Annotated in this window: 21 protein-coding genes; 14 read left to right on the top strand and 7 right to left on the bottom strand. The window is 45.5% G+C overall.

Going from position 1 to position 23268, the window contains the following annotated elements:
• Positions 1-22 precede the first annotated feature (22 nt).
• Together ICW03_RS11200 and ICW03_RS11195 are read left to right on the top strand one after the other, a co-directional pair.
• Complete coding sequence (locus tag ICW03_RS11200) at positions 23-931, top strand: complex I NDUFA9 subunit family protein (protein ID WP_215348084.1); 909 nt, start codon at positions 23-25, stop codon at positions 929-931.
• Positions 931-2061, top strand: a complete 1131-nt coding sequence (locus ICW03_RS11195; RefSeq protein WP_215348083.1) for a polynucleotide adenylyltransferase — start codon at positions 931-933, stop codon at positions 2059-2061. Before ICW03_RS11200 ends, ICW03_RS11195 begins: the two co-directional genes overlap by 1 nt.
• A gap of 9 nt (positions 2062-2070) precedes the next feature.
• On the opposite strand, the gene ICW03_RS11190 is transcribed toward ICW03_RS11195, so the two are convergent.
• On the bottom strand, positions 2071-3258 hold the full coding sequence (locus ICW03_RS11190) for a class I SAM-dependent methyltransferase (RefSeq protein ID WP_215348082.1): 1188 nt from the start codon (positions 3256-3258) through the stop codon (positions 2071-2073).
• 25 nt (positions 3259-3283) lie between these two features.
• Between ICW03_RS11190 and ICW03_RS11185 the strand changes: the two genes are divergently transcribed.
• The 8 genes from ICW03_RS11185 to ICW03_RS11150 all read left to right on the top strand — a co-directional run bounded on the left by ICW03_RS11185 (position 3284) and on the right by ICW03_RS11150 (position 14799).
• A complete protein-coding gene (locus ICW03_RS11185) occupies positions 3284-4093 on the top strand; it encodes an SDR family oxidoreductase (protein ID WP_215348081.1) in 810 nt (269 codons plus the stop codon).
• Between the two features lie 23 nt (positions 4094-4116).
• On the top strand, positions 4117-4512 hold the full coding sequence (locus ICW03_RS11180) for a dihydroneopterin aldolase (protein WP_215348080.1): 396 nt from the start codon (positions 4117-4119) through the stop codon (positions 4510-4512).
• Between the two features lie 19 nt (positions 4513-4531).
• On the top strand, positions 4532-5440 hold the full coding sequence (gene ttcA, locus ICW03_RS11175; RefSeq protein WP_215348079.1) for a tRNA 2-thiocytidine(32) synthetase TtcA: 909 nt from the start codon (positions 4532-4534) through the stop codon (positions 5438-5440).
• Complete coding sequence (glmU, locus tag ICW03_RS11170; protein ID WP_215348078.1) at positions 5437-6945, top strand: bifunctional UDP-N-acetylglucosamine diphosphorylase/glucosamine-1-phosphate N-acetyltransferase GlmU; 1509 nt, start codon at positions 5437-5439, stop codon at positions 6943-6945. Before ttcA ends, glmU begins: the two co-directional genes overlap by 4 nt.
• Positions 6945-8777 carry a glutamine--fructose-6-phosphate transaminase (isomerizing) gene (gene glmS, locus ICW03_RS11165; RefSeq protein WP_215348077.1) on the top strand — a complete coding sequence of 611 codons (1833 nt, stop codon included), beginning with the start codon at positions 6945-6947 and terminating at the stop codon, positions 8775-8777. The genes glmU and glmS overlap by 1 nt, the downstream gene beginning before the upstream one ends.
• Positions 8778-8908: 131 nt before the next feature.
• Positions 8909-10447 (top strand): efflux transporter outer membrane subunit, encoded by a 1539-nt coding sequence (locus tag ICW03_RS11160; protein ID WP_215350327.1) that lies wholly within the window; start codon positions 8909-8911, stop codon positions 10445-10447.
• A gap of 169 nt (positions 10448-10616) precedes the next feature.
• A complete protein-coding gene (locus tag ICW03_RS11155) occupies positions 10617-11756 on the top strand; it encodes an efflux RND transporter periplasmic adaptor subunit (protein WP_215350325.1) in 1140 nt (379 codons plus the stop codon).
• A 7-nt stretch (positions 11757-11763) separates the two neighbouring features.
• Positions 11764-14799 carry an efflux RND transporter permease subunit gene (locus ICW03_RS11150; protein WP_215348076.1) on the top strand — a complete coding sequence of 1012 codons (3036 nt, stop codon included), beginning with the start codon at positions 11764-11766 and terminating at the stop codon, positions 14797-14799.
• A gap of 17 nt (positions 14800-14816) precedes the next feature.
• Here ICW03_RS11150 and ICW03_RS11145 read toward each other — a convergent pair whose 3' ends face one another.
• Genes ICW03_RS11145 through ICW03_RS11135 form a run of 3 tightly spaced genes read right to left on the bottom strand, consistent with a single transcriptional unit; the run spans position 14817 to position 16313 of the window.
• Positions 14817-15479: a glutathione S-transferase family protein gene (locus tag ICW03_RS11145; protein ID WP_215348075.1), complete on the bottom strand. Its 663-nt coding sequence runs from the start codon at positions 15477-15479 to the stop codon at positions 14817-14819.
• Positions 15480-15506: 27 nt separating this feature from the next.
• Entirely contained in the window at positions 15507-16007 is a 501-nt protein-coding gene (locus tag ICW03_RS11140; protein ID WP_215348074.1) for a flavin reductase family protein, read from the bottom strand.
• 9 nt (positions 16008-16016) lie between these two features.
• Positions 16017-16313, bottom strand: a complete 297-nt coding sequence (locus ICW03_RS11135) for a hypothetical protein (RefSeq protein ID WP_215348073.1) — start codon at positions 16311-16313, stop codon at positions 16017-16019.
• Positions 16314-16400: 87 nt separating this feature from the next.
• Between ICW03_RS11135 and ICW03_RS11130 the strand changes: the two genes are divergently transcribed.
• Positions 16401-17384 (top strand): MDR family oxidoreductase, encoded by a 984-nt coding sequence (locus ICW03_RS11130; RefSeq protein ID WP_215348072.1) that lies wholly within the window; start codon positions 16401-16403, stop codon positions 17382-17384.
• 17 nt (positions 17385-17401) lie between these two features.
• Here ICW03_RS11130 and ICW03_RS11125 read toward each other — a convergent pair whose 3' ends face one another.
• The gene (locus ICW03_RS11125) at positions 17402-17578 is read right to left on the bottom strand and encodes a DUF1289 domain-containing protein (protein ID WP_215348071.1); all 177 of its coding nucleotides are present in this window, start codon (positions 17576-17578) and stop codon (positions 17402-17404) included.
• A 42-nt stretch (positions 17579-17620) separates the two neighbouring features.
• On the opposite strand from ICW03_RS11125, the gene ICW03_RS11120 reads away from it, so the two are divergent.
• Entirely contained in the window at positions 17621-18706 is a 1086-nt protein-coding gene (locus ICW03_RS11120) for an MBL fold metallo-hydrolase (protein ID WP_215348070.1), read from the top strand.
• Here the strand turns inward: ICW03_RS11120 and ICW03_RS11115 are convergent.
• Positions 18618-19067, bottom strand: coding sequence for a PhaM family polyhydroxyalkanoate granule multifunctional regulatory protein (locus tag ICW03_RS11115; protein ID WP_215348069.1), 450 nt, complete (start codon positions 19065-19067; stop codon positions 18618-18620). The two genes, ICW03_RS11120 and ICW03_RS11115, sit on opposite strands and share 89 nt — an antisense overlap.
• Before the next feature lie 75 nt (positions 19068-19142).
• Here ICW03_RS11115 and ICW03_RS11110 point away from each other — a divergent pair, with 75 nt between their 5' ends.
• Positions 19143-20207, top strand: coding sequence for a homocysteine S-methyltransferase family protein (locus ICW03_RS11110; RefSeq protein WP_215348068.1), 1065 nt, complete (start codon positions 19143-19145; stop codon positions 20205-20207).
• On the top strand, positions 20204-22954 hold the full coding sequence (metH, locus tag ICW03_RS11105; RefSeq protein ID WP_215348067.1) for a methionine synthase: 2751 nt from the start codon (positions 20204-20206) through the stop codon (positions 22952-22954). Before ICW03_RS11110 ends, metH begins: the two co-directional genes overlap by 4 nt.
• Here the strand turns inward: metH and ICW03_RS11100 are convergent.
• Positions 22951-23268 (bottom strand): DUF1840 domain-containing protein, encoded by a 318-nt coding sequence (locus ICW03_RS11100; RefSeq protein ID WP_215348066.1) that lies wholly within the window; start codon positions 23266-23268, stop codon positions 22951-22953. The genes metH and ICW03_RS11100 overlap by 4 nt on opposite strands.

Raw genomic sequence — 23268 nt, 5'->3', positions numbered from 1 at the left:
CGCTAAGCAAAGAAAGCTCCTTATGAAATATGACATTCTTTTGATCGGTGGTAACGGATTTGTGGGCCGAGTCATTGCTGCTCAGCTTCAGTTAGCTGGTTATTCAGTATTAGTTCCAACAGGCCACTTGGCTGCTGCACGGGAATTGCGGATGTTGCCCAAGGTTCACGTAGAAGAGGCTGATATTCATGAGTTTGATGAGCTTCAGAGTCTATGCGGACGCGTTAAACCAAATGGGGCTGTGATCAATTTGGTTGGTGTGCTGCACGATAAACCAGCACAGCCTTATGGAAAAGTGTTTAAAGCTGCGCACGTAGAGTTACCCAAAAACATTGTCACGGCGATGCAGTTGCATGGCTTAAAGCGCTATTTACATATGAGTGCATTAGGAGCCGACTCTCAAGGCCCATCAATGTATCAGCGCAGCAAAGGTTATGGCGAGGCAGCGGTAAAAGCAAGCAATTTAGATTGGACTATCTTTAGGCCATCAGTCATCTTTGGGGCTCAAGATCAGTTTATTAACTTGTTTTCTAAATTGACGAAGTTGTTTCCAGCGATGCCTTTAGCAAATTATCAGACACAGTTTCAGCCGGTGAGTGTTGATGATGTTGCATCTGCTTTTGTGAAATCCTTATCAATGCCACAGACAATTCATCAATCTTATGACTTGGTGGGCCCAACGGTTTATACGATGAAAGAAATCGTTGAGTTTGCCGCTCGTAGAGTAAAAACAAGTTGCGCCATAATTCCAGTCCCAGCTTTTGTAGGCTATTTGCAGGCACTCGCATTTGAGTTTTTGCCTGGACCCACTTTAATGTCTCGCGACAATATTGCTTCTATGCAATTACCTAATACTTTGCCTGCAAACGGTGTCGATGCACTGACATCAGTATTCAAAATGAGTCGTCGGAGCCTAGAGGGCATGCAGTAATGAAAGTCTACGCAGTAGGCGGAGCTATACGGGACAACCTGATGGGTTTGCCTGTGCACGATATTGATTATGTTGTTGTTGGCTCAAGTGTAGAAGAGATGATTGCTAAGGGCTACCGCCCTGTGGGTAAAGATTTCCCGGTCTTTTTGCACCCAGAGACTCAAGCTGAATATGCGCTTGCTCGCACTGAGCGTAAGACTGGCCAAGGCTATAAAGGATTTCATTTTTATGCTGACCCATCTGTTACCTTGGAACAAGATCTAGAGCGTCGTGATTTAACAATTAATGCAATGGCGCAAGAAGTTGGCGCAGACGGAAAACAGTTTGGGCCAATTATTGATCCTTATAACGGTCAAGAAGACTTGGCTGCCAAAATATTTCGACATGTGTCCGACGCATTTGCAGAAGACCCGCTGCGTCTGTTACGTATCGCACGATTCTCTGCACGCTTCCCGGAATTTAGCGTAGCAGATGAAACGCTGGCAGCATTAAAGGCAATTGTTCAGTCAGGCGAGTTAAAAGCCTTATCGGCAGAACGTATTTGGCAGGAACTGGCTAGAGGTCTGGTTGCTGCGAAGCCCATGCATTTGTTTCAGGTTCTTTTGAATGCAGGTGCTGCCAGCGCGATATTGCCGCCAGCATTGACTACCAAGTTGGCAGATGACTCTTTTCGCGAGGCGTTGATTGCGCACTTCTCATTAGCCGGCAATGGCCTGGATGAGCGTTGCGCAACTACCTTAATGGATTTAAGTGCCAGTGCAATTCGTTCTTGGGCTGATTGTGTTCGTATGCCAATCGAAGTGCGTGATTTCAGTGAGATATTTAGTGACCTAAGAGTTTTGGTAAATAAACATCCCCATCATCCATATCAGGCAGCAGATGTTTTGGCTTGGTTTAATCGTGCAGACCTTTGGCGCAAGCCAGATCGCACCCAAGCGATTTTGAATCTTGCAGACAAGCTGGGTATGAACACATTGCCTCTCGCGAATGCAATGCGTAATACCCAAGCAATCAATACGGCAGAAATTATTGCAAGCATTGCGACAGAGGATCGATCGAATGGTGAGCGCATCGGTAGCGCTTTTGAGTCCGCAAGATTGGCTGCAATTTCTGCGGCGCTAAATTCTTAAAGCGAATAACTAGAGTCTATTTCTGCCGCGTAGACCAGGCAAATCTTCAAGGGTAAAGCCCGGAAGAAAACTTTCTAAGTTCTTAGAAAATGCAAAGGCTTTAAAGAGTTCACCCATCTCTGCCTCAGACAATAATTTTTGTAATGAGTTTGAAATTGGTAGAAACGTTTCTGGATTGCTGGGATCGCCAATCTCTAGTGCGATATCGCCAATGCCGGCATCTAGCAGGTATGCAGCCTGATTGGTGAGATACACATCATCCACATTTTCAGTCAATGCGCTGCGAGCAATTTGCGACCACTCAACGTGCGTTGTTAGGTCACATAGACCTGGGAGATAAAAGGGGTCTTGAATCGCATGATGACGATGATGAGCCATCAGCGTACCCCCCAGTCTTTGAGGGTGATAGTACTCACTCTCCGGAAATCCATAATCAAAAGTGAGAAACAGGCCAAGCTCCAAATGCTTTGCTACTTGCTGCATCCAAGCATTTGCCGGCATATGTAGTTCGGTGACATAGCCCTCAGAGAAGTTGCCGCTTATTAAACTTTCAGGAAGTAATTTTTGTTCTACGGGTGCGCCTGCTTTCCAAGTTAGGGTCTCACTCTCGAGGGCTACCCCATACCAGTACCAAAAGCCATCTTTAAAAATGATGGCATCACAAGGAATGGCATCGATCACTTCATTGGCAAGAATGATGCCTTTGAAATTTTTAGGTAATTCGCTAAGCCAATGGAATTGGGTTTTGAGGTTGAGTTTCTGAATAGTGCTGCTAATTCTTTCTTGTTGACGTTGCGCCAAGTCTGGTGAGATTTCAATGATGTCGTAACGATCCAAATGAAATCCAAGGTCATTGAGGCGAGTCAGTATGGATGCGGCCAACTTTCCAGTGCCCGCGCCAAACTCTAAAATTTGTGTGGGCAGCCCTTTTTGTTTGAGCCCCTCAAGTACGGGTAGGAGGGTCGAGCAAATTGCGGCGCCAAAGAGAGGACTCAGTTCAGGGGCGGTGGTGAAATCGCCGCCTGCACCCAATTTGTGGGCTCCAGCACTGTAATAGCCCATGCCTGGCTCATATAAGGCCATCTCCATGTAGCGAGAAAAGGGCAGCCAGCCGCCCTGGGAGGCGATTTGAGAGACTATTTTGGCCTTTAGAAGCGCACTATGCTCCGTTTCAAGGCTGGTCAAGGTAATATCCATAGCTCGCTAGTCTAAGAGAATTTAATTGAACCCGAGTTCAACATCCCCATCCCAGCAACTAAAGGCAGTTTTAGTGACTGGCGCTGCAAAGCGCCTCGGTCGAGAAATTGCCTTGCAGTTTGCCCGTCAGGGCTGGGATGTTGCTGTTCATTATGGGCGATCAGACCAAGAGGCTGCCCAAACAGTTGAAGAAATTAGGGGAATTGGAGTCAGGGCTCAGGCATTTCAGGCTGATTTGTCTGATGAGGCTGCAACCAGACATCTTTTTAAGGCCGTTAGTAATACTTTCCCGCATTTGAGCTGTCTAGTAAATAGCGCCTCTATTTTTGAATATGATCGCGCCAATTCAAATACCCCTTTAAGCGGAAAAAGCCTTCAAGAACATATGCAGGTCAATTTGACGGCGCCAATTTTGCTATCTCAACTGATGTTTGAATTTCAAAAAAACAAGTCAAGTTCATCGGCATTCATTCCATCGGCAATTCAATTACTTGATCAAAAACTGATTAATCCTAATCCGGATTATTTGTCTTACACATTATCAAAGGCTGCGCTACTTTCTTCCGTTGAATTATTGGCGATGGATTTTGCACCACATCTACGAGTTATTGGGTTGGCGCCTGGAATCTCGCTCCCATCTGGCGATCAAACGAAGGATGGTTTTTCAAAGGCGCATCAAATGACGCCACTAGGAAAATCTTCTACGCCTGCAGACATTGCAAGGGCAGCAGTATTTTTGGCGGAGTCTGGAGCTATTACAGGAACCACTTTATATGTTGATGGCGGACAGCATTTATTGCCCTCCACTCGTGACGTGATGTTCAAAACCAATTAAGTCTTTTTAAAAAGTAAATATTCATGCACGCTATTCTTTCTCACCCTGCTCTTGTTGACTGCCGTCGTTTATTTTTGCGGGACTATGAAATCTATATCAACATCGGTGTTCATGACTTTGAGAAAAAAGCAGAGCAGCGCGTTATCTTGAATGTAGACCTCTATATTCCTTTGGCGATGAATACGCCAACTCAGGATCAATTAGATGAGGTGGTGGATTACGACTTTATGCGTGAAACCATTAAGGCTAGGGCCTCTAAGGGCCATATCCATTTGCAGGAAACCTTCTGTGATGACATTGTTGCGGCGATGTTGTTGCACCCAAAGGTATTAGCTGCGCGAGTGAGCACAGCTAAGCCTGATGTTTATCCAGACTGCCAGTCAGTGGGCGTTGAAGTGTTTCGCATTAAGACATCTTAAAAAATAATTAAAAACTCTTATGGGCGATATTCGCAAAGTTGTCTTCGAAGAAAATAAGCTAGAGAAAAAACTCTGCCGCTTAGTTGGTCAGGCCATTGGTGACTTTGGCATGATCGAAGACGGCGACAAGGTCATGGTATGCGTATCTGGTGGCAAGGATAGTTATGCCATGCTCGATATCCTGATGAAGCTACGTGAACGTGCGCCGATTAACTTTGACATCATCGCGGTGAACTTAGATCAGAAGCAACCTAACTTTCCTGCAGAGATATTGCCCAATTATTTAAAGGGTTTAGGCGTTCAATATCACATTGAAGAGCAAGATACTTACAGCATTGTGAAGCGCGTGATTCCCGAAGGGAAAACTACTTGTGGATTATGCTCACGTTTGCGTCGTGGAATTTTGTATCGCGTAGCAGATGAATTAGGTGCAACAAAGATTGCTTTGGGCCATCATCGTGATGACATTTTAGAAACCTTGATGCTCAATATGTTTTATGCGGGCAAGCTCAAAGGTATGCCACCAAAATTGAGATCTGATGATGGCAAGCACATTGTGATTCGCCCATTAGCTTATGTTCCCGAGAAGTTGCTAGAACGCTATGCGGCAGATATGAACTTCCCCATCATTCCATGTGATTTATGTGGCAGCCAGCCCAATCTTCAGCGTCAAGTAATGAAAGAAATGCTGCGCGACTGGGAGAAAAAGCACCCAGGTCGAGTGGAGAACTTATTTCGCTCCATGCACCATATTGTCCCGTCCCATTTAATGGATGGGGAGGCTTTTGATTTCCAAAATCTAGAGATTTCCACCGAGCTCTCTGGGATTGCCGCTAGATCTGCTGGCGACAAGGCGATTGACGAGGCAGAATTAGACGAATTAGCCTGTGGAACCCTGATTCAGGGGACTTATAATCCCCCTTTATGAATATCGTCATATTGGCTGCTGGGCAAGGAAAGCGGATGAAATCCGCTCTGCCCAAGGTCCTGCAAAATCTAGCAGGCAAACCCCTCCTTCAGCATGTTCTCAACACCGCACTTTCGCTACAAGATAAAAAGGCAAAAACAGGTCCCGTTGTCGTAGTTGGGCATGGGGCAGCAGACGTTAAATCATTCTTATTGAATGCCAGCAAAGAAAATCCAAGTTTTAGCAAAGTTGTGACTGCGCTTCAGGCAGAGCAAAAGGGTACAGGCCACGCTTTATTGCAAGCATTACCAAAATTAGATGTTCAAGAGTCCACATTAGTTTTGTATGGCGATGTTCCGCTGACAACAAAAAAGACGCTCACTAAATTGGCAAAGTTAGCGGATGGTGTGCGAGGTCAAGATAGTGCACTTGCGCTTCTGACACAACACTTAAGCAATCCTACTGGTTATGGCCGTATCGTGCGTGATGCTGATGGCTCAGTAAAAGAGATTGTTGAAGAGAAAGACGCAACTCCAGCGCAAAAACAGATTCAAGAAATCAACACCGGCATCATGGTGCTGCCAACAAACTCATTAAAAAAATGGTTAAAGGCTTTGCGTGCTAGTAATGCGCAGGGCGAGTATTACTTAACCGATGTGATCGCCATGGCAGTCAAAGATGGCGTGCCAATTCGGACGACACAGGCCGATGATGAGTTTGAGACTATTGGCGTTAATAGTCGCGATCAACTAGCTGCGCTTGAGCGTGTTCACCAGTTAAATATTGCGAATCAATTAATGGATGCGGGTGTATCCCTTGCTGATCCTGCGCGTATTGACGTGCGCGGCACTTTAGAGTGCGGCACAGATGTAGCAATTGACGTTGGTTGCGTTTTTGAAGGCTGCGTGACTTTAGATGCTGGTACGAAGATTGGCCCTTACTGCGTAATTCGCAATAGCGTTATTGGTAAGGGCGTAGTTATTCATGCATACAGTCATATAGATGGTGCAAAAGTAGGTAGTCAATCTCTCATTGGGCCATATGCTCGCTTGCGCCCAGGCGCAGATTTATCAAACGACGTTCACATTGGTAACTTTGTTGAGGTGAAGAACAGCAAAATTGCTGCCAATAGTAAGGCGAACCATTTGGCTTATGTTGGCGACTCTATCGTTGGGTCCAGAGTCAATATTGGTGCGGGCACCATTACTTGTAACTACGATGGCGTTAACAAGCATCAAACTATCATTGAAGATGATGTTTTTATTGGATCTGACACACAACTTGTTGCGCCAGTACGCGTCGGCCGTGGGGCAACATTAGGCGCAGGTACAACGCTTACCAAAGATGCGCCAGCAAATCAGTTGACTGTATCTAGGGCAAAGCAAATATCATTGCAGTGGCAGCGTCCTGTAAAACAAGAAAATAAGAGCGCCATCAAAAAGCCGGTTCCAAAAAAATCAGCAAAGAAGACTGCGAAGACACCAGCTAAAAAGATGGTTAAGAAAACTGTAAAAGGTAAAAAATAATGTGCGGTATTGTTGGCGCAGCCTCCCATAAAAATATCGTTGATGTTTTGGTTGAAGGCTTACGCCGTTTAGAGTACCGTGGTTATGACTCTTGTGGTTTTGCGGTCATCAATGGCGATGATCCTAAGCATCCAATTGAAAGAGCTCGTACTACTGCACGTGTTTCTGAGTTAGCCGAGCAAGGCAAGGATTTTGTTGGCACTCTCGGTATTGCGCATACACGTTGGGCAACCCACGGGAAGCCAGATACACAAAATGCACATCCACATATTTCAAATGACTTAATTGCAGTTGTTCATAACGGCATTATTGAGAACTACGAATCACTTCGTGCCGAATTAAAGGCTGCTGGGTATGTGTTTTCTTCTGAAACTGATACAGAAGTTATTGCTCATTTAGTTCATCAGCAATATGTCGCTAACGGACAAAAAGACATTGCACAGTCAGTGAGAGCTGTTCTCCCAAAATTACATGGTGCATATGCTATCGGAGTCATTGCGCAAGATAATCCAAGTACTCTGGTAGGCGCACGTGTTGGCTCACCTCTGGTAGTAGCAATTGGAGATCATGAACACTTTTTAGCATCTGATGCGCTAGCTTTGGCCGGGCGCGCTCATTCCATGCTGTATTTGGAGGAGGGTGATGTTGCGGTTCTCCAAGCGGATAGTGTTGAGGTGATTGATCAGGCGGGTAAGCCTGCCCAAAGAGAATTAAAGCCTATGCCAGCACAAGCTGACTCGGTTGATTTGGGCCCATATCAACACTACATGCAAAAAGAAATTTTTGAGCAGCCTCGAGCAATTGGCGATACGCTGGCTAATATTGCTGAATTTGGCCCAGGATTATTCAATGCAAATCCTGAAGATTGGAAAGCTTTTGATCAAATCTTGATTTTGGGTTGCGGCACCAGTTATTACTCTGCCTGCGTTGCTAAATATTGGTTGGAAGATATTGCTGGCATTCCGACACAAGTTGAAATTGCAAGTGAATATCGCTATCGCACTACCGTCCCTAATCCCAAAACTTTGATTGTGGTTGTTTCGCAATCTGGCGAAACGGCTGATACCTTGGCTGCTTTAAGGCACGCCAAGAGCTTGGGACATAAATACACTTTAGCAATTTGCAATGTGGCTAGTAGCGCCATGGTTCGTGAAACTGAGTGGAATTTCTTGACCAAAGCTGGTGCCGAAATTGGCGTTGCATCAACGAAAGCATTTACTACTCAACTTTTGGCTTTATATCTCCTCGCAGTCTCATTGGCAAAGCGTGCCGGCAGAATTTCTGCTGAAAAAGAGAAGGAGTTGTTGCGTGAGTTACGTCACTTACCAAAAGCATTGCATGCAGTTTTGGCGCTTGAGCCACAAATTATTGCGTGGAGCGATGCTTTTTCTAAGTGTGAAAATGCACTCTTCCTAGGTCGTGGCTTGCATTACCCAATTGCATTAGAGGGCGCTTTAAAGCTCAAAGAAATCTCCTATATTCATGCAGAGGCATATCCTGCAGGTGAGTTGAAACATGGACCACTCGCTTTAGTCACGGAAAAGATGCCAGTAGTGACAGTGGCGCCAAATGATGTTTTATTGGAAAAGCTTAAATCCAATATGCAAGAAGTAAAAGCGCGTGGCGGAAAGCTTTATGTATTTGCCGATCAAGATACCCATATCTCCAGTGGTGATGGCATCAATGTAATCAAACTACCAGAGCACTACGGCAACCTTTCGCCTATCCTTCACGTAGTTCCACTGCAATTATTGGCCTATCACACAGCTTGTGCACGCGGCACCGATGTAGATAAGCCCAGAAATCTCGCTAAGAGTGTCACGGTTGAATAATTTTTTCTGTCCGTTTGACATTAACCTAAAGTTGTGAACAAAATTCGGTAGATAAATCAGGACTTTACGGAGTCCTGATTGCATTTTTGTGTTCAAATAACTCTTGTAAAAGAGGATATTTGTTGCAACTCATGTTTTCGTTAATACCCCCAAGCTCAAGTTTGAAGTTCATTCCATTAATTTGTGTGGCGGCCCTCTCTGCGTGCGCGGTTGGGCCAGACTTTAAGCAACCCGAGGCACCTAAGACTTCTTCATATACTGAAACCACGCTACCAAAAAAACTCACACCTGCCCCTGGCGTGCCTGGCGGCAGCGATCAAGAGTTTGTTGAAGGCGCGGATATTGAAGCGCAATGGTGGGAGCTTTATAAGTCTCCGGAACTTGATGCTTTGATTAAAAAAGCGCTTGAACAAAATCCAAATTTAGGCGCAGCAGATGCAGCACTCCGAGCAGCGCAAGAAAATGTTAATGCACAAATTGGAGGGCAGTACTTTCCGGCAATTGGTGTTGGTGCAAATGCTTTGAGACAGAAGCAGCCATCAGCCGTCTATGGGTTGAACTACGGCTCTGATACTTATAACTTGTATAACGCCACAGTCAATGTGACCTATAAGTTAGATGTTTTTGGGGGTGCCCGTAGGGCGGTTGAAGGTGCGCGCGCTCAAGCAGAAGTTGCGCAGTTTCAGTTGGAGGGCGCCTATCTTTCTTTGACTGCCAATGTGGTGACAAGCGCAGTTAAGGAAGCGGCATTGCGTGCGCAGATGCAGGCTACAGAAGAAATTCTGAAAGCACAAACTAATCTTGCCGAAGTAACAGAGAAGCAATTAGTAATTGGCACGGTTTCAAAAGTAGATGTCACATCACAACGTACGTTAGTTTCAAGCTCTCAAGTAGATCTATTTAATTACGAAAGAAATCTAGCTTTTGCACGCAACCAGCTAGCAGTATTGGTGGGTGAGATTCCGAGCAATGCCAACATTGCCAAATTTGATTTATCAAACTTACATTTGCCAGAAAAGTTGCCTCTCTCAGTGCCATCCAGCCTGGTGCGTCAACGCCCCGACGTGCGCGCTGCAGAAGCTCAGTTAAAAGCCCAGAATGCATTTGTAGGAGTTGCAACAGCCAACTTATTGCCGCAATTTAATATCACCGGATCCATTGGTGCTGCCGCATTGACTTCAAACGGATTGTTTGGGCCAAACTCAGCTTTATGGACTCTAGGTGGCGGTATTTTGCAGCCGCTTTTTCAAGGCGGTCAATTATTAGCTCTTCGTCGTGGCGCGATTGCCAACTACGAGCAAGCTGCTTTTCAATACCAGGCAACTGTCTTAAATGCATTTCAAGAGGTGGCTAACGCATTGCGCGCATTAGAAACCGGTGCTCAAGCACTCAAGGCGGCATCAGACGCAGAGCGCTACGCCTATGAAACTCTAGATTTAGTACAGCAACAATATAAGTTAGGCACAGCAAGTTATTTGGCCGTGCTCTATTACCAAAATCAGTATCAACAAGCAAAAGTGAAATCCGTTTCTGCACAAGCAACTCGTTTCTCGGATACGGCAGCATTATTTGCGGCACTGGGTGGTGGCTGGTGGAATCGTGAAGGCCCTGCTTTTAAACCAAAAGACATAGCGAACAAAGATCAAAATGAAACTTCTGGAAATAATTAAGAACAAGCTCATTGTTTTAGTTCTTGCCTTATGGGCATGGACGAAACGTAAAGCAATTGAATGGAAATTGCGAGAGAGGGCCATTACTCTTTGGGAAAAAGCAAAGGCTTTTTGGGCTCGCATGGGGCAAAAATGGCGCGGCACTAAAGCGCATGAAAAATTAATGGCTATGGAGCCGCTACCACGCCGTATGACCATCATGCTTTGTGGCGTGTTTCTGTTGCTGGGCTTGATTTTTGCTTTTAATCAGCTAAAGACTTTTTTGATAAAGAATTTTATTGCTGGTATGGGTTTACCGCCTGCAACGGTATCCACTATGGTGATTGCTTCTTCAGAATGGCAGCCGAAGTTAACTAGTGTTGGTAATGTTCGCGCATTTAGGGGTGTTGAGCTCAGCACTGAATTGGGTGGCTTAGTGCAAACGGTTCCCATTAAGTCTGGTCAGGATGTCAAAGAAGGTGAATTGTTAATTAAATTAAATGACACTTCTGATGTCGCGCAGTTAAATTCATTAAAGGCCATGGCTGATTTAGCTAAAGTGATAAATGAGCGTGATAGACAGCAATTGGCGATTCAGGCAATTAGTAAAAACGTGTTTGATACTAGTGCGGCAGATGCCAAATCAAAGCAAGCTCAGGTAGAGCAACAAACTGCATTAGTAGCTAAGAAAAATCTTAAGGCGCCATTTAGTGGGCGTATCGGCATTGTGGCTATCAATCCAGGTCAGTATGTGAATCCTGGAGATAAGTTGTTAACACTACAAACTTTAGATCCTATTTTTGTAGATTTCAACTTGCCACAAAATAATGCTGAGCAAATTCAGGTCGGTCAAGAGGTGGTGGTGACAACCGATGCATTTAAAGATGCAAGTTTTACTGGGAAAATTACAGCGGTTAGTCCAAAAGTGGATACCAATACCCGCAATATTCAGGTTGAGGCGCAACTGGCTAATCCAGATAAGAAAATTCTGCCGGGCATGTTTGCGAACGTCAATATTAAGCTGGGAGATCAAGTGAAGTACTTAACCCTTCCTCAAACTGCCGTTACTTATAACCCTTATGGATCGACTGTCTTTATCGCTAAGCCGACCGGCAAGAAGGATAAGAAAGGCAATCCTAGTCTTGAGGCGCAACAAGTATTTGTCACTACTGGATTAACTCGCGGTGATCAGGTTGCAATTCTCAAGGGTGTTGATGAGGGGGCAACCGTTATTACTAGTGGCCAGCTGAAGTTAAAAAATGGCACACCACTAATTATTAATAACAAGGTGCAGCCAGCAAACTCACCAGATCCAAAGCCTCAGGAATAAAAAGCAGATGAATTGGACTGACATATTCATCCGCAGGCCAGTGCTTTCCATGGTTGTGAGCGCTCTCGTGTTGATCTTTGGTTTAAAGGCAATCGGCTCTTTGCCAGTAAATCAATATCCGCAAACACAAAACGCGATTGTGACCATAACAACCGCATACTATGGTGCAGATCCAGAGACTATCGCAGGCTTCATTACGCAGCCACTTGAGGCTTCAATAGCTCAGGCACAAGGCATTGATTACCTCTCATCAACGAGTGTAAGTGGCGTTTCCACCATTATTGCTACCTTGAAGTTAAATTACGATTCAAATGCAGCATTAACGCAGATACAAACTCAAATTAGCGCTGTCAAGAATCAGTTGCCGCCCCAAGCACAGCAGCCGATTTTGACGGTGCAGGTTGGTCAATCCACTGCTGCGATGTACATGGGTTTCTATAGCGATGAAATTCCCAACAACGCAATTACCGATTATTTATTACGTGTTGTAAAGCCAAAGTTAGACTCTGTTGAGGGTGTTCAAAACGCAGAAATTACTGGTGGCCGTAAGTTTGCCTTACGCGCTTGGCTTGATCGTGAAAAGATGGCTGGCTTAGGTGTTGGCGCAGATGATGTCTACAGTGCCTTATCAGCAAATAACTACTTATCGGCCGTTGGCAGCACAAAAGGCGATATGGTGGCAGTCGACTTGGTCGCCGGTACTGATTTACATACGCTCGAAGAGTTTCGTAAATTGGTTATCAAAAAGGATGGCGTCAATATTGTTTACTTGGATCAGGTGGCAAATGTAACGCTTGGATCTGAGGACTACAACACTAATGTTGCTTTTAGTGGCAAGCGTTCCGTCTTTATTGCAATTAAGGTGGCACCACAAGCCAACCTGCTAGATGTCGCTCAACGTGTCCGAGATGTAGTTCCTGATATTCAAAAGCAATTGCCAATTGGCATGACCGGCAAGATTGTTTATGACTCAACCAAATTTATCACTAGCTCTATTGATGAAGTGGTATCCACTTTGTTAGAGGCTTTAGTTATTGTGACCGTGGTGATTTACCTCTTCTTAGGCAGTGCTCGTGCCGTAGCGGTTCCAGTCATTGCAATGCCTTTATCGCTTATTGGCACTTTCTTCTTGATGCAGGTTCTAGGTTATTCCATTAATTTACTTACCCTCTTGGCTTTGGTGCTGGCAATTGGTCTGGTGGTCGATGACGCCATCATCGTGGTTGAAAACGTTGATCGTCATATGAAGGAAGGCAAATCTCCTTTAGAGGCCTCATTAATTGCTGCGCGCGAATTAGGTGGCCCTATTTTGGCAATGACAGTCGTGTTGATTGCCGTGTATATCCCTATTGGCTTCCAGGGCGGTTTAACCGGCGCCTTGTTTACTGAATTTGCGTTTACTTTAGCTAGTGCAGTGGCAGTTTCTGGATTGATTGCATTAACACTCTCGCCGATGATGTGTTCGCGCATCTTTACTGAAGAGCAAGAGGCTTCACCATTTGTGCAAAAGATTGATCGCATCTTTGATAAGGTTCACCACAGTTATCAAAGTACATTGCGCGAATTATTAAGTACTTGGCAGGTCATCATTGTGATGGGCGTAATCTTGTTAGGCGGCGTAGCCTATCTTTATGCAACTGCACGTGCTGAATTGGCGCCAACAGAAGACCAAGGCATTGTTCTCATGCAAGCTTCAGGGCCGCCCAATAGCACGGTTAATCAAATGCAGACCTATGCGGATCAAATTTACGCAATCGCTGCTGCAGAACCAGAATATGAGCAGGCGTTTCAGATTACAAGTCCTACTTCTAGCTTTGGTGGTATTTTGCTCAAAGATTGGGGTGAGCGTAATCGTAATGCCACTAAGTTCCAAGAAGATATGCAGCAGAAATGGAACACGATTGCAGGTGCACGTGTAGCAGCCTTCCAGTTCCCAGCATTGCCAGGGGCACAGGGATTGCCAGTTCAGGTGGTGATCAACACAACGGAATCGTATGCACAGCTCAATGAGGTGTCACAAGCAGTGCTAGACAAGGCACGTCGAAGCGGCAACTTCTTCTTCGTTGATTCAGATTTGAAGATTGATAAACCGCAGGATGTCTTGGAGATCGATCGTGAAAAAGTGGCGGCCCTTGGGATGACGCAGCAACAAGTAGGCGCGTCACTATCTGCTGCTTTAGGTGGTGGCTTTGTGAATTATTTCTCGGTAGCTGGACGCTCTTATCGAGTAATTCCACAAGTGAAACAAGTTGATCGTTTAAATCCAGATCAAATCCTGGATTACTATATACGTACTCCAAGTGGCGCTATGGTTCAGGCGCGCACTATTGCAACAATTAAACAAAGAGTAGTGCCTCAATCAATTAATCACTTCCAGCAGTTGAACTCTGCGACGATCTCAGGTGTAAGTACACCATTTATTTCGCAGGCAGATTTGCTAGAGTTCATGCGTCAGACCTTGAAAGAAGTTGCGCCTAACGGTTACAGCATGGACTACGCTGGTCCATCGCGTCAATTTATGGCTGAGTCTGGCGGCTTCTTGGTCACCATGTTCTTTGCGATCTTGATTGTGTTCTTGGTGCTTGCAGCGCAGTTTGAGAGCTTCCGTGATCCAATTGTGATTTTGGTTTCTGTGCCATTGGCTTTATTTGGTGCCTTGATCTTTATTAATCTTGGATTCACCACCTTAAACGTGTATACACAGGTGGGATTAGTCACGCTGATGGGTTTAATTAGTAAGCATGGAATTTTGATCGTGGAATTTGCTAATGAATTACAAGAGGCTGGACGCAGCAAGCTTGATGCCATCGTAGAGGCCAGTAGCGTTCGCTTACGTCCCATTTTAATGACTACTGCTGCGATGGTTTTAGGTGTGCTGCCTTTGGTTATTGCCTCTGGTGCAGGTGCTGCAGGACGTAAATCAATGGGTATTGTGATTTTCACTGGCCTATCAATTGGTACGCTGTTCACACTCTTTGTAGTGCCGGCAATGTACTTATTTATTGGCGCTGATCATCATGCGAAGAAATTTAAGCAGCAGTAAAAAATGGAAGCAGAAAACTATTTAACGATATTGAGCTCTTTGTCAGAAAATTCGCCAAAATAGGTTTCTGCTCTTAATTGCTTTAACCAGCGGTCAACATTTTTTAGATCACTGCGCGGCCCAGTTTTTTCTGGGAATGTGTCGTTCAGTAAAATCCAGCGATGCACCCCCAAAGCCACCACAATATCGCCAATATTAAATTGATTACCTGAGCAGTAGTCTTGCTTAGATAGGATCTGATCGAGCAAGCTGAGCGTTTGGTTGGTTGTTTGATAGCCTTGATAGATAGCTTCGTAATTACGATCTTTTTCAGGTGTTCTAGTAAGACCTAAAAAAGCAGTACGTAATGGCGGCCATAGAGTTGCCAATTGCCAGTCCATCATTTTTTCAGAGCTGTATTGAGCTGTCACGTCTTTTGGAAAGCGCCCATTTTTGTCGTACTGTGAAACCAAATAACGCAAGATAGTGTTGGATTCCCATAGCACTAGGCCACCATCTTCGATGGTGGGTACCAGACCATTGGGATTCATTTTGAGAAACTCTGGTGTGTTATTTAGGCCAAAGTGCAGTCCAGCATCAGTGCGCTCAAAATCTTTCCCTTCTTTGAGACCTAACTCTGTCAGGCACCACAATACTTTTTGAACGTTGATAGAACTTTTGCGACCCCATAAACGCATCATGGCATTTCCTTGCAAAGGTAGTTGGTATTAGCTAGATTTGATTTCTGCGAAATCGAGGCCAACAAATTTACTGCGCGCAAAAATGAGGGGCTCTCGTTCCGGATGATTTTTTAAGTTAATGACTTTGGCAACGATAATGTTGTGATCGCCACCAATGTGAACGCAAACAGTTTCACATTCGTAATAGGCTACGCAATGATCAATTTGAGTAAGTCCGCTAGCCGCAAGCTTATGGTCAATGCCATTAAATTGATCCACTTTCACTGTAGCAAAATGCATTGCCAGATTTTCTTGGGAGCGTTCTAGAACGTGAATAAGATGCCTTTTCCCGAGCTCAACCCAAGGCATAAGGCGTGAATGTTTCTTCAGGCTCCAGAGAATAAGTGGTGGCTCGAGTGAGACTGTGTTGAAGGAGCTGATCGTAATCCCGTGAGCATTAGCCTCTTCATCCAGACAGGTGATGACAGTGACCCCGGTTGCAAATGATGAAAAACCTTTGCGCAGTTCTTGTGAAGTGAATGGGGTCATTAGTCTTGTTTACTTAGATTCAGCTTTTGCAGCGGCAGCAATCGTTGTGCCAGGAATAGGAATTAATATTTCGTTTTCTTCGGCCTTTACGCACTTAAAGCGATATTCTTTGCCTGCCTTTGATAAAAAGCTTGCACCTTCGTAAAAATCATCTTTACAGGTCTTAGTCGCGAAATCCATCACATCCTGTGGTGCTGCGCTTGAGCTAATGAGGCGCATATTGCCCATCGACATGTTTACCTGGGTGGAGTAGCACCCAGATAGCAACATGCCAGAAATCGTAGTTAATAGTAGAATTTTTTTCATGGAAACCTCCATAATTAGCAATGCTCGTTAGGATAAACCTATTAAGCAATTGCTGCGGGAAAAAACCGCGATCTAAAAGGATGAGACATGTTTAAAGCAATATTGGTGAATAAGGACGATCAAGGATATCGCGCAGAATTAGTCCAAGTTGATGAGGCTAGCCTCCCAGAAGGCGATGTACGCGTAAAGATCCTGTACTCGACCCTCAACTACAAGGATGGCTTAGCTATCACCGGTAAAGGTCCGGTAGTGCGTAGTTTTCCAATGGTACCTGGCATTGATTTTGCTGGTGAGGTGATAGAAAGCACCAGCCCTGACTTTAAGGCTGGCGATATGGTGCTTCTCAATGGTTGGGGTGTGGGCGAGGGGCATTGGGGTGGCTTGGGGCAGCAGGCTCGGGTTAAAGCTGATTGGTTGATTCCGTTACCAAAGGGGTTTACTGCAAAACAAGCATTGGCTATTGGAACTGCGGGCTATACCGCCATGCTCTGCGTGATGGCGCTACAAAAGCATGGTCTTAAGCCGAGCGATGGTGAGGTTTTGGTGACTGGTGCCGCAGGGGGCGTTGGCAGTTTTGCCATTACGCTCCTCAGTAAATTAGGTTTCACTGTTGTAGCTAGTACTGGTCGTATGGCTGAGGCGGACTACCTTAAAAAATTAGGTACGACGGAGGTTATCGATCGTGCTGTTCTATCTGCGCCCGGTAAGCCGTTGGCGAAAGAGCGCTGGGCTGCTGTAGTCGATAGCGTCGGCAGCCATACTTTGGCAAATGCATGCGCACAAACCAAGAGTGATGGTGCAGTAGCAGCTTGTGGATTAGCGCAAGGAATGGACTTTCCTTCCACTGTTGCACCATTTATTTTGCGAGGCATTACTTTGTATGGAATTAATAGTGTGACTGTGCCACGTGCAAAAAGAATTGCTGCCTATGAGCAACTGAGCAAGCTAGTAGATTTAAAAACGTTGGATGAAATCTCTCATGAAATTTCACTCGAAGAATCTATTAAGTACGCACAAGAATTAATGGCAGGCAATGTACGTGGACGCTTGATTGTCGACGTCAACAAATAAAGAACTAAAGAATAGTTTTACAGCGGTGCTTGGGGTTTGCGAATAGATAGTTGTGTCCAAACCTCAAGCTTCTCGGGATTGGTCATATCCGACCATTCAGCAATCTCAGTCAAGGTACGATAGCAGCCACGACAGTAACCATTTTCAGGATTAATGTCACACCAATTAATGCAAGGTGATGGAACTGTTGTCAAAGAAAACCTAGAAATAAAAGATAAAAGAAATTACGTTAAATCATGACTACTAAAAACAAAGCAAGTAATGAAGCTGAGATCTATTATCCATTAGGAGATGCACTTCCGGAAGTGGGCAGCAGTATTGAGGTTGCTCCAGGTGTTCGTTGGATTCGTATGCGTCTACCGTTTGCTTTAGACCACATCAATCTATGGTTGCTGCGTGATGAAATCGAAGGTGTTTCAGGCTGGACGATTGTGGATTGTGGTATTGCTAATGACGAGACAAAAGCTTCTTGGGAGCGAGTCTTTGCTTCTCAGCTTGAAGGCTTGCCAGTTTTGCGCGTCATTGTGACGCATATGCATCCTGATCATGTGGGCTTATCACAGTGGTTGTGCGAAAAATGGAATGTGCCTTTGTGGATTTCCATGACTGATTACTTAACTGCTCAATGGTTAAGTTGCAAAGAGGGTGGTGCTGCAGTGGGCGCCCGTGCCGGAAGCGGAGGTTCGGCAGATCATTTCCAAAGACATGGATTAACGGCACCAGAAGATTTAGAAAAAATCAGAGCGCGCTCAAATTACTACAGCAATATGGTTCCCGGGGTGCCACGTCAATATCGTCGCATTATTGATGGTGAGAGTATTTTAATTGGCGGACATTCTTGGCAGGTCATGATGGGGTATGGGCACGCGCCTGAACATGCTTCTCTTTTTTGCAAAGAGCTTGGTGTGCTCATCTCAGGAGATATGCTCTTACCACGAATCTCTACTAACGTCAGTGTCTACGATGCTGATCCAGATGCAGATCCTCTAGGCTTGTATTTAGACTCTATTGAAAAATATTTAGCATTGCCAGAAGATACTTTGGTATTGCCTTCTCATGGCAAACCATTTACTGGTATCGGACCGCGAATTGCGCAACTAAAGGCGCATCATGATGATCGCTTGGCTGATGCCTTAGGCGCATGTAAAAAACCGGCACATGCTCGAGAGATTGTGCCGGTTTTGTTTAAGCGTGAATTAGATATTCATCAACTTACTTTTGCGATGGGTGAGGCTATTGCTCATCTGAATTACCTACTTCGTCGAGGTAAGTTGCGTCGCCAGCTTTGCGACGACGGCGTGTTGCGGTTTTCCGCGGTTTAGCGCTAGTTGTTTTTGTCTCAGATTCTTCCTTCGGTGCAGTAGCTGCCGCTCCTGCTGCAGAGACTGCATCACCAAAGGATTTGAGCGCCATCATGGTGGCATGTTGCACTTCCAATCCCTGAATTGTGGACTTGAGGATGTTGAGGTTCAAATTGAGCCAGTTTTCAACGCTTTTGAGGTCTTTAATACGCTTTTCTAGCTCATCCACATCCAAGCCAGGGAAAGCAGCCCCAAAGCCGCCAGCAGCCTTAGATGCGTCTGCTGTGAAGGGAAATTGCCCGGCTTGTGCTGCTGTACCTTGTCCCCACATGGTTTTAAGCATATCAAGGCTTTGATTGAATTCTGGAATGGTTCCAAACATAAGGGGCTCCGGGGTAAATGAAAAGTGGCTTTTCCAATAGAATAAGGGATTCTAGAGATTAATCCCGGTTTAACAATGCAATCTAATGGTTTGTCCCAGCCTTACACCCGCGGTCAAAAGCTACCCGAGCTTTTAAAGCAGCGCATCCTTATTTTGGATGGCGCTATGGGCACCATGATTCAGCAATACAAACTCACCGAGTCTGATTACCGTGGCTTGCCAGGAAATAACCGATTTGCCGACCATCCTGGGGACATTAAAGGCAATAACGAGTTGCTCGTACTAACTCAACCCCAAATTATTAGCAAAATTCATGAGCAGTATTTAGATGCTGGCGCTGACATCATTGAGACCAATACTTTTGGTGCAACTTCAGTTGCTCAGGAAGATTACAAGATGGCTGACTTAGCGCGTGAGATGAATGAAGTCTCTGCCAGATTAGCGCGCGCTGCTTGCGAAAAATATAGCACTCCAGATAGGCCGCGTTTTGCTGCAGGCGCGATTGGACCTACACCAAAGACAGCTAGCATTTCACCTGATGTAAACGATCCAGGGGCACGCAATGTAACGTTTGATGCGTTGCGCGCTTCGTACCGTGAACAGATTGAAGGTTTGTTTGTTGGTGGCGTGGATTTATTTTTAGTTGAAACAATTTTCGATACGCTTAATGCTAAAGCCGCACTCTTTGCGCTCGATGAATTTTTTGAGGAGACTGGCGAACGTTTGCCAGTCATGATTTCAGGAACCGTAACCGATGCATCTGGGCGTATTTTGTCTGGCCAGACTGTTGAAGCCTTCTGGAATAGTTTGCGTCACATTAAGCCGCTCACCTTTGGTTTGAACTGTGCACTAGGTGCAGCTTTAATGCGTCCTTATATTGCCGAGCTGGCTAGGATTTGTGATGCTGCGGTGTCTTGCTACCCAAATGCAGGCCTACCTAATCCAATGAGCGATACGGGCTTTGATGAGACGCCAGAAATTACTTCCAGCTTAGTCGATGGTTTTGCTAAAGATGGTTTAGTGAACTTGGTTGGTGGTTGCTGCGGCACTACACCTGATCACATACGCGCAATCGCAAATGCGGTTGCGAAGCGTAAGCCTCGTGCTTTCTATCGCGAGAATGCTGAGGTGCTGGCATGAGCAAGGTAGACAAAACAACAATGCCACCGATGAAGCTCTCAGGGCTTGAGCCTTTTAACGTTACCGCCGATGTTGGTTTTGTGAACATTGGTGAGCGCACCAATGTAACTGGTTCAAAAGCATTTGCGCGCATGATTCTAAATAATCAATTTGATGAGGCGCTCGCAGTAGCACGTCAGCAAGTTGAAAATGGCGCCCAAGTTATCGACATCAATATGGATGAGGCGATGTTAGATTCTGAAGCGGCAATGACACGCTTCTTAAACTTGATTGCATCTGAGCCTGATATTGCTCGCGTTCCAATCATGATCGACTCCTCGAAGTGGAGTGTGATTGAGGCAGGTTTGAAATGTATTCAGGGTAAGCCAATCGTTAATTCGATTTCCTTAAAAGAGGGCGAAGAGCCTTTCAGAAAGCAAGCGCGTTTAATTCGTCGTTATGGCGCCGCTTCTGTAGTGATGGCTTTCGATGAGGTTGGTCAAGCCGATACCTTTAAGCGCAAGACTGAAATCTGTCAGCGTTGCTATCAGATCTTAGTAAACGAAATCGGTTTTCCGGCTGAAGACATTATTTTTGATCCGAATATATTTGCAATCGCTACTGGTATTGAAGAGCACGATAACTATGCGGTAGATTTCATTAATGCCACTCGCTGGATTAAAGAAAATCTTCCTGGCGCCAAGGTAAGTGGCGGCGTATCTAATGTCAGCTTCTCCTTCCGTGGTAATGACCGTGTGCGCGAGGCGATCCATACGGTGTTCCTATATCACGCTATTCAGGCTGGTATGGATATGGGCATTGTGAATGCGGGTCAATTAGGCGTCTATGCTGATCTGGATCCTGAGTTGCGTGAACGCGTTGAAGACGTGGTCCTCAATCGCTTTAAAGAGAAGGATGGCAAAACGCCAACAGAGCGTCTACTCGACATTGCCGATCAATTTAAAGGCGGCGGTGCAAAGCAGGTCGAAAATTTATTGTGGCGCGAAGCCCCAGTTCGCGAACGCCTAACTCATGCTTTAGTTCATGGCATCACTACTTTTATTGAAGAAGATACTGAAGAGTTACGCGCAGAAATTATGGGTGCAGGCGGGAGGCCTATTGAAGTTATTGAGGGCCCGCTCATGGATGGCATGAATGTCGTCGGCGACTTATTCGGTGCAGGTAAGATGTTCTTGCCTCAAGTAGTCAAGAGTGCGCGCGTGATGAAGCAAGCCGTTGCCATTTTGATTCCGTATATCGAAGAAGAAAAGCGTCAACATATTGCTGCTGGTGGCGAGGCTAAAGCCAAGGGCAAGATTGTGATGGCAACTGTAAAGGGTGACGTGCACGATATTGGTAAAAATATTGTGACCGTTGTTCTGCAATGTAATAACTTCGAAGTAGCCAATATGGGCGTGATGGTTCCTTGCGCTGAGATTCTGAAGCGCGCCAAGGAAGAAAATGCGGATATCGTTGGCTTATCTGGTTTGATTACTCCTTCGCTTGAAGAGATGACATATGTTGCACAAGAAATGCAGCGTGATGATTATTTCCGCGAGCGTCAGATACCTCTAATGATTGGTGGCGCCACTACATCCCGCGTACATACTGCGGTGAAAATTGCTCCACACTATGATGGTCCAGTAGTTTACGTACCTGATGCTTCCCGTTCAGTATCTGTGGCTTCTAGCTTGCTGTCTGATGAAAGTGCCAAGAAATTCATCCAAGATTTGCGCGATGATTATGTTCGTATTCGTGAACAACATGCAAATAAGAAAGCAGCACCTACCATTTCTTTAGAGGCGGCACGCAAGAATCGCGAGATGATTGATTGGTCTTCGTACACTCCTGAAAAGCCAAAATTTATCGGTCGCCGCGTATTTAAAAATTTCGCACTGAGTGACATCGCTAAATATATCGATTGGACACCGTTCTTTCAGACTTGGGACTTGGCGGGTAAGTTTCCAGCAATTCTGGATGATGAAGTTGTTGGAGTTGAGGCTCGTAAGGTGTTTGCCGATGCTCAGGCGTTACTCGATAAACTCATTAAAGGGCAATGGTTACAGGCCGATGCCGTGGTTGCTTTCTATCCTGCCAATACCGTTGGCGACGATATTGTTCTTTATAGCGATGAAGCACGCGAGCATCCTTTGTTTGTCTGGCATAACTTGCGTCAACAATCCGAGCGTCCGGTTGTAGAGGGCGTGCGCAGACCCAATCGTTGTTTGGCTGATTACGTTGCACCAAAAGATTCTGGTGTTGCGGACTACCTCGGATGTTTTGCGGTTACAACTGGTCATGGTGTTGAAAAGAAAGTTGCTGAGTTTCAGGCAAAGCATGATGACTACAGTGCCATTATGTTGAAGGCCTTGGCAGATCGATTGGCGGAAGCATTTGCTGAGTTGATGCACCATCGTGTACGTACCGATTTATGGGGCTATGCAAGCGATGAGATTTTGACGAATGATCAAATGATTAATGAAGAGTACCGCGGTATTCGTCCGGCGCCTGGTTATCCAGCTTGCCCTGCGCATGAAGTCAAAGAAGATCTGTTGCGAGTCATTGGGTCGGAAGATATCGGCATGACTTTGACCGAGTCTATGGCGATGAATCCTGCTTCCAGTGTGAGTGGTTTTTATCTGGCTCACCCCGATGCACGTTACTTTAATGTGGGCAAACTTTCAGATGATCAAGTTGAGGATCTGGCAAAACGCCGTGACCAAACTATTGAAGATACCCGTCGCCAGCTAGCAAGCTTGTTGGATTAAACACCCCACAAGACGGGTTCATCTTTGGCCCTTGCTTGCTTCATGAGTTCCAGAAATGGGTAGGCTCGCTGCCCAAGGCGATCGGCCAACTTAGGCTTCTCGGCGCCATTTTCAGATTCTTCATGTACTTTTGCCCGCTCCTCAAGATCTTTGAGAATGGCAGTTTCGAGTGCGGTGATCAGATCGGGAAGCTGTTCAACAGTCAGGATTCCACGGGGATCTAAGGGGCGCCCCAAAATATCAAATATTCGTTTGGTCAGATCTGCCAGCATGATGACATCTGGACCAGCTTTTGAGCGAAATTGATAGATCAT

This window comes from Polynucleobacter sp. MWH-Aus1W21, from assembly GCF_018687275.1.
Classification (GTDB): domain Bacteria; phylum Pseudomonadota; class Gammaproteobacteria; order Burkholderiales; family Burkholderiaceae; genus Polynucleobacter.
This window is presented reverse-complemented; position numbering and strand designations above follow the sequence as displayed.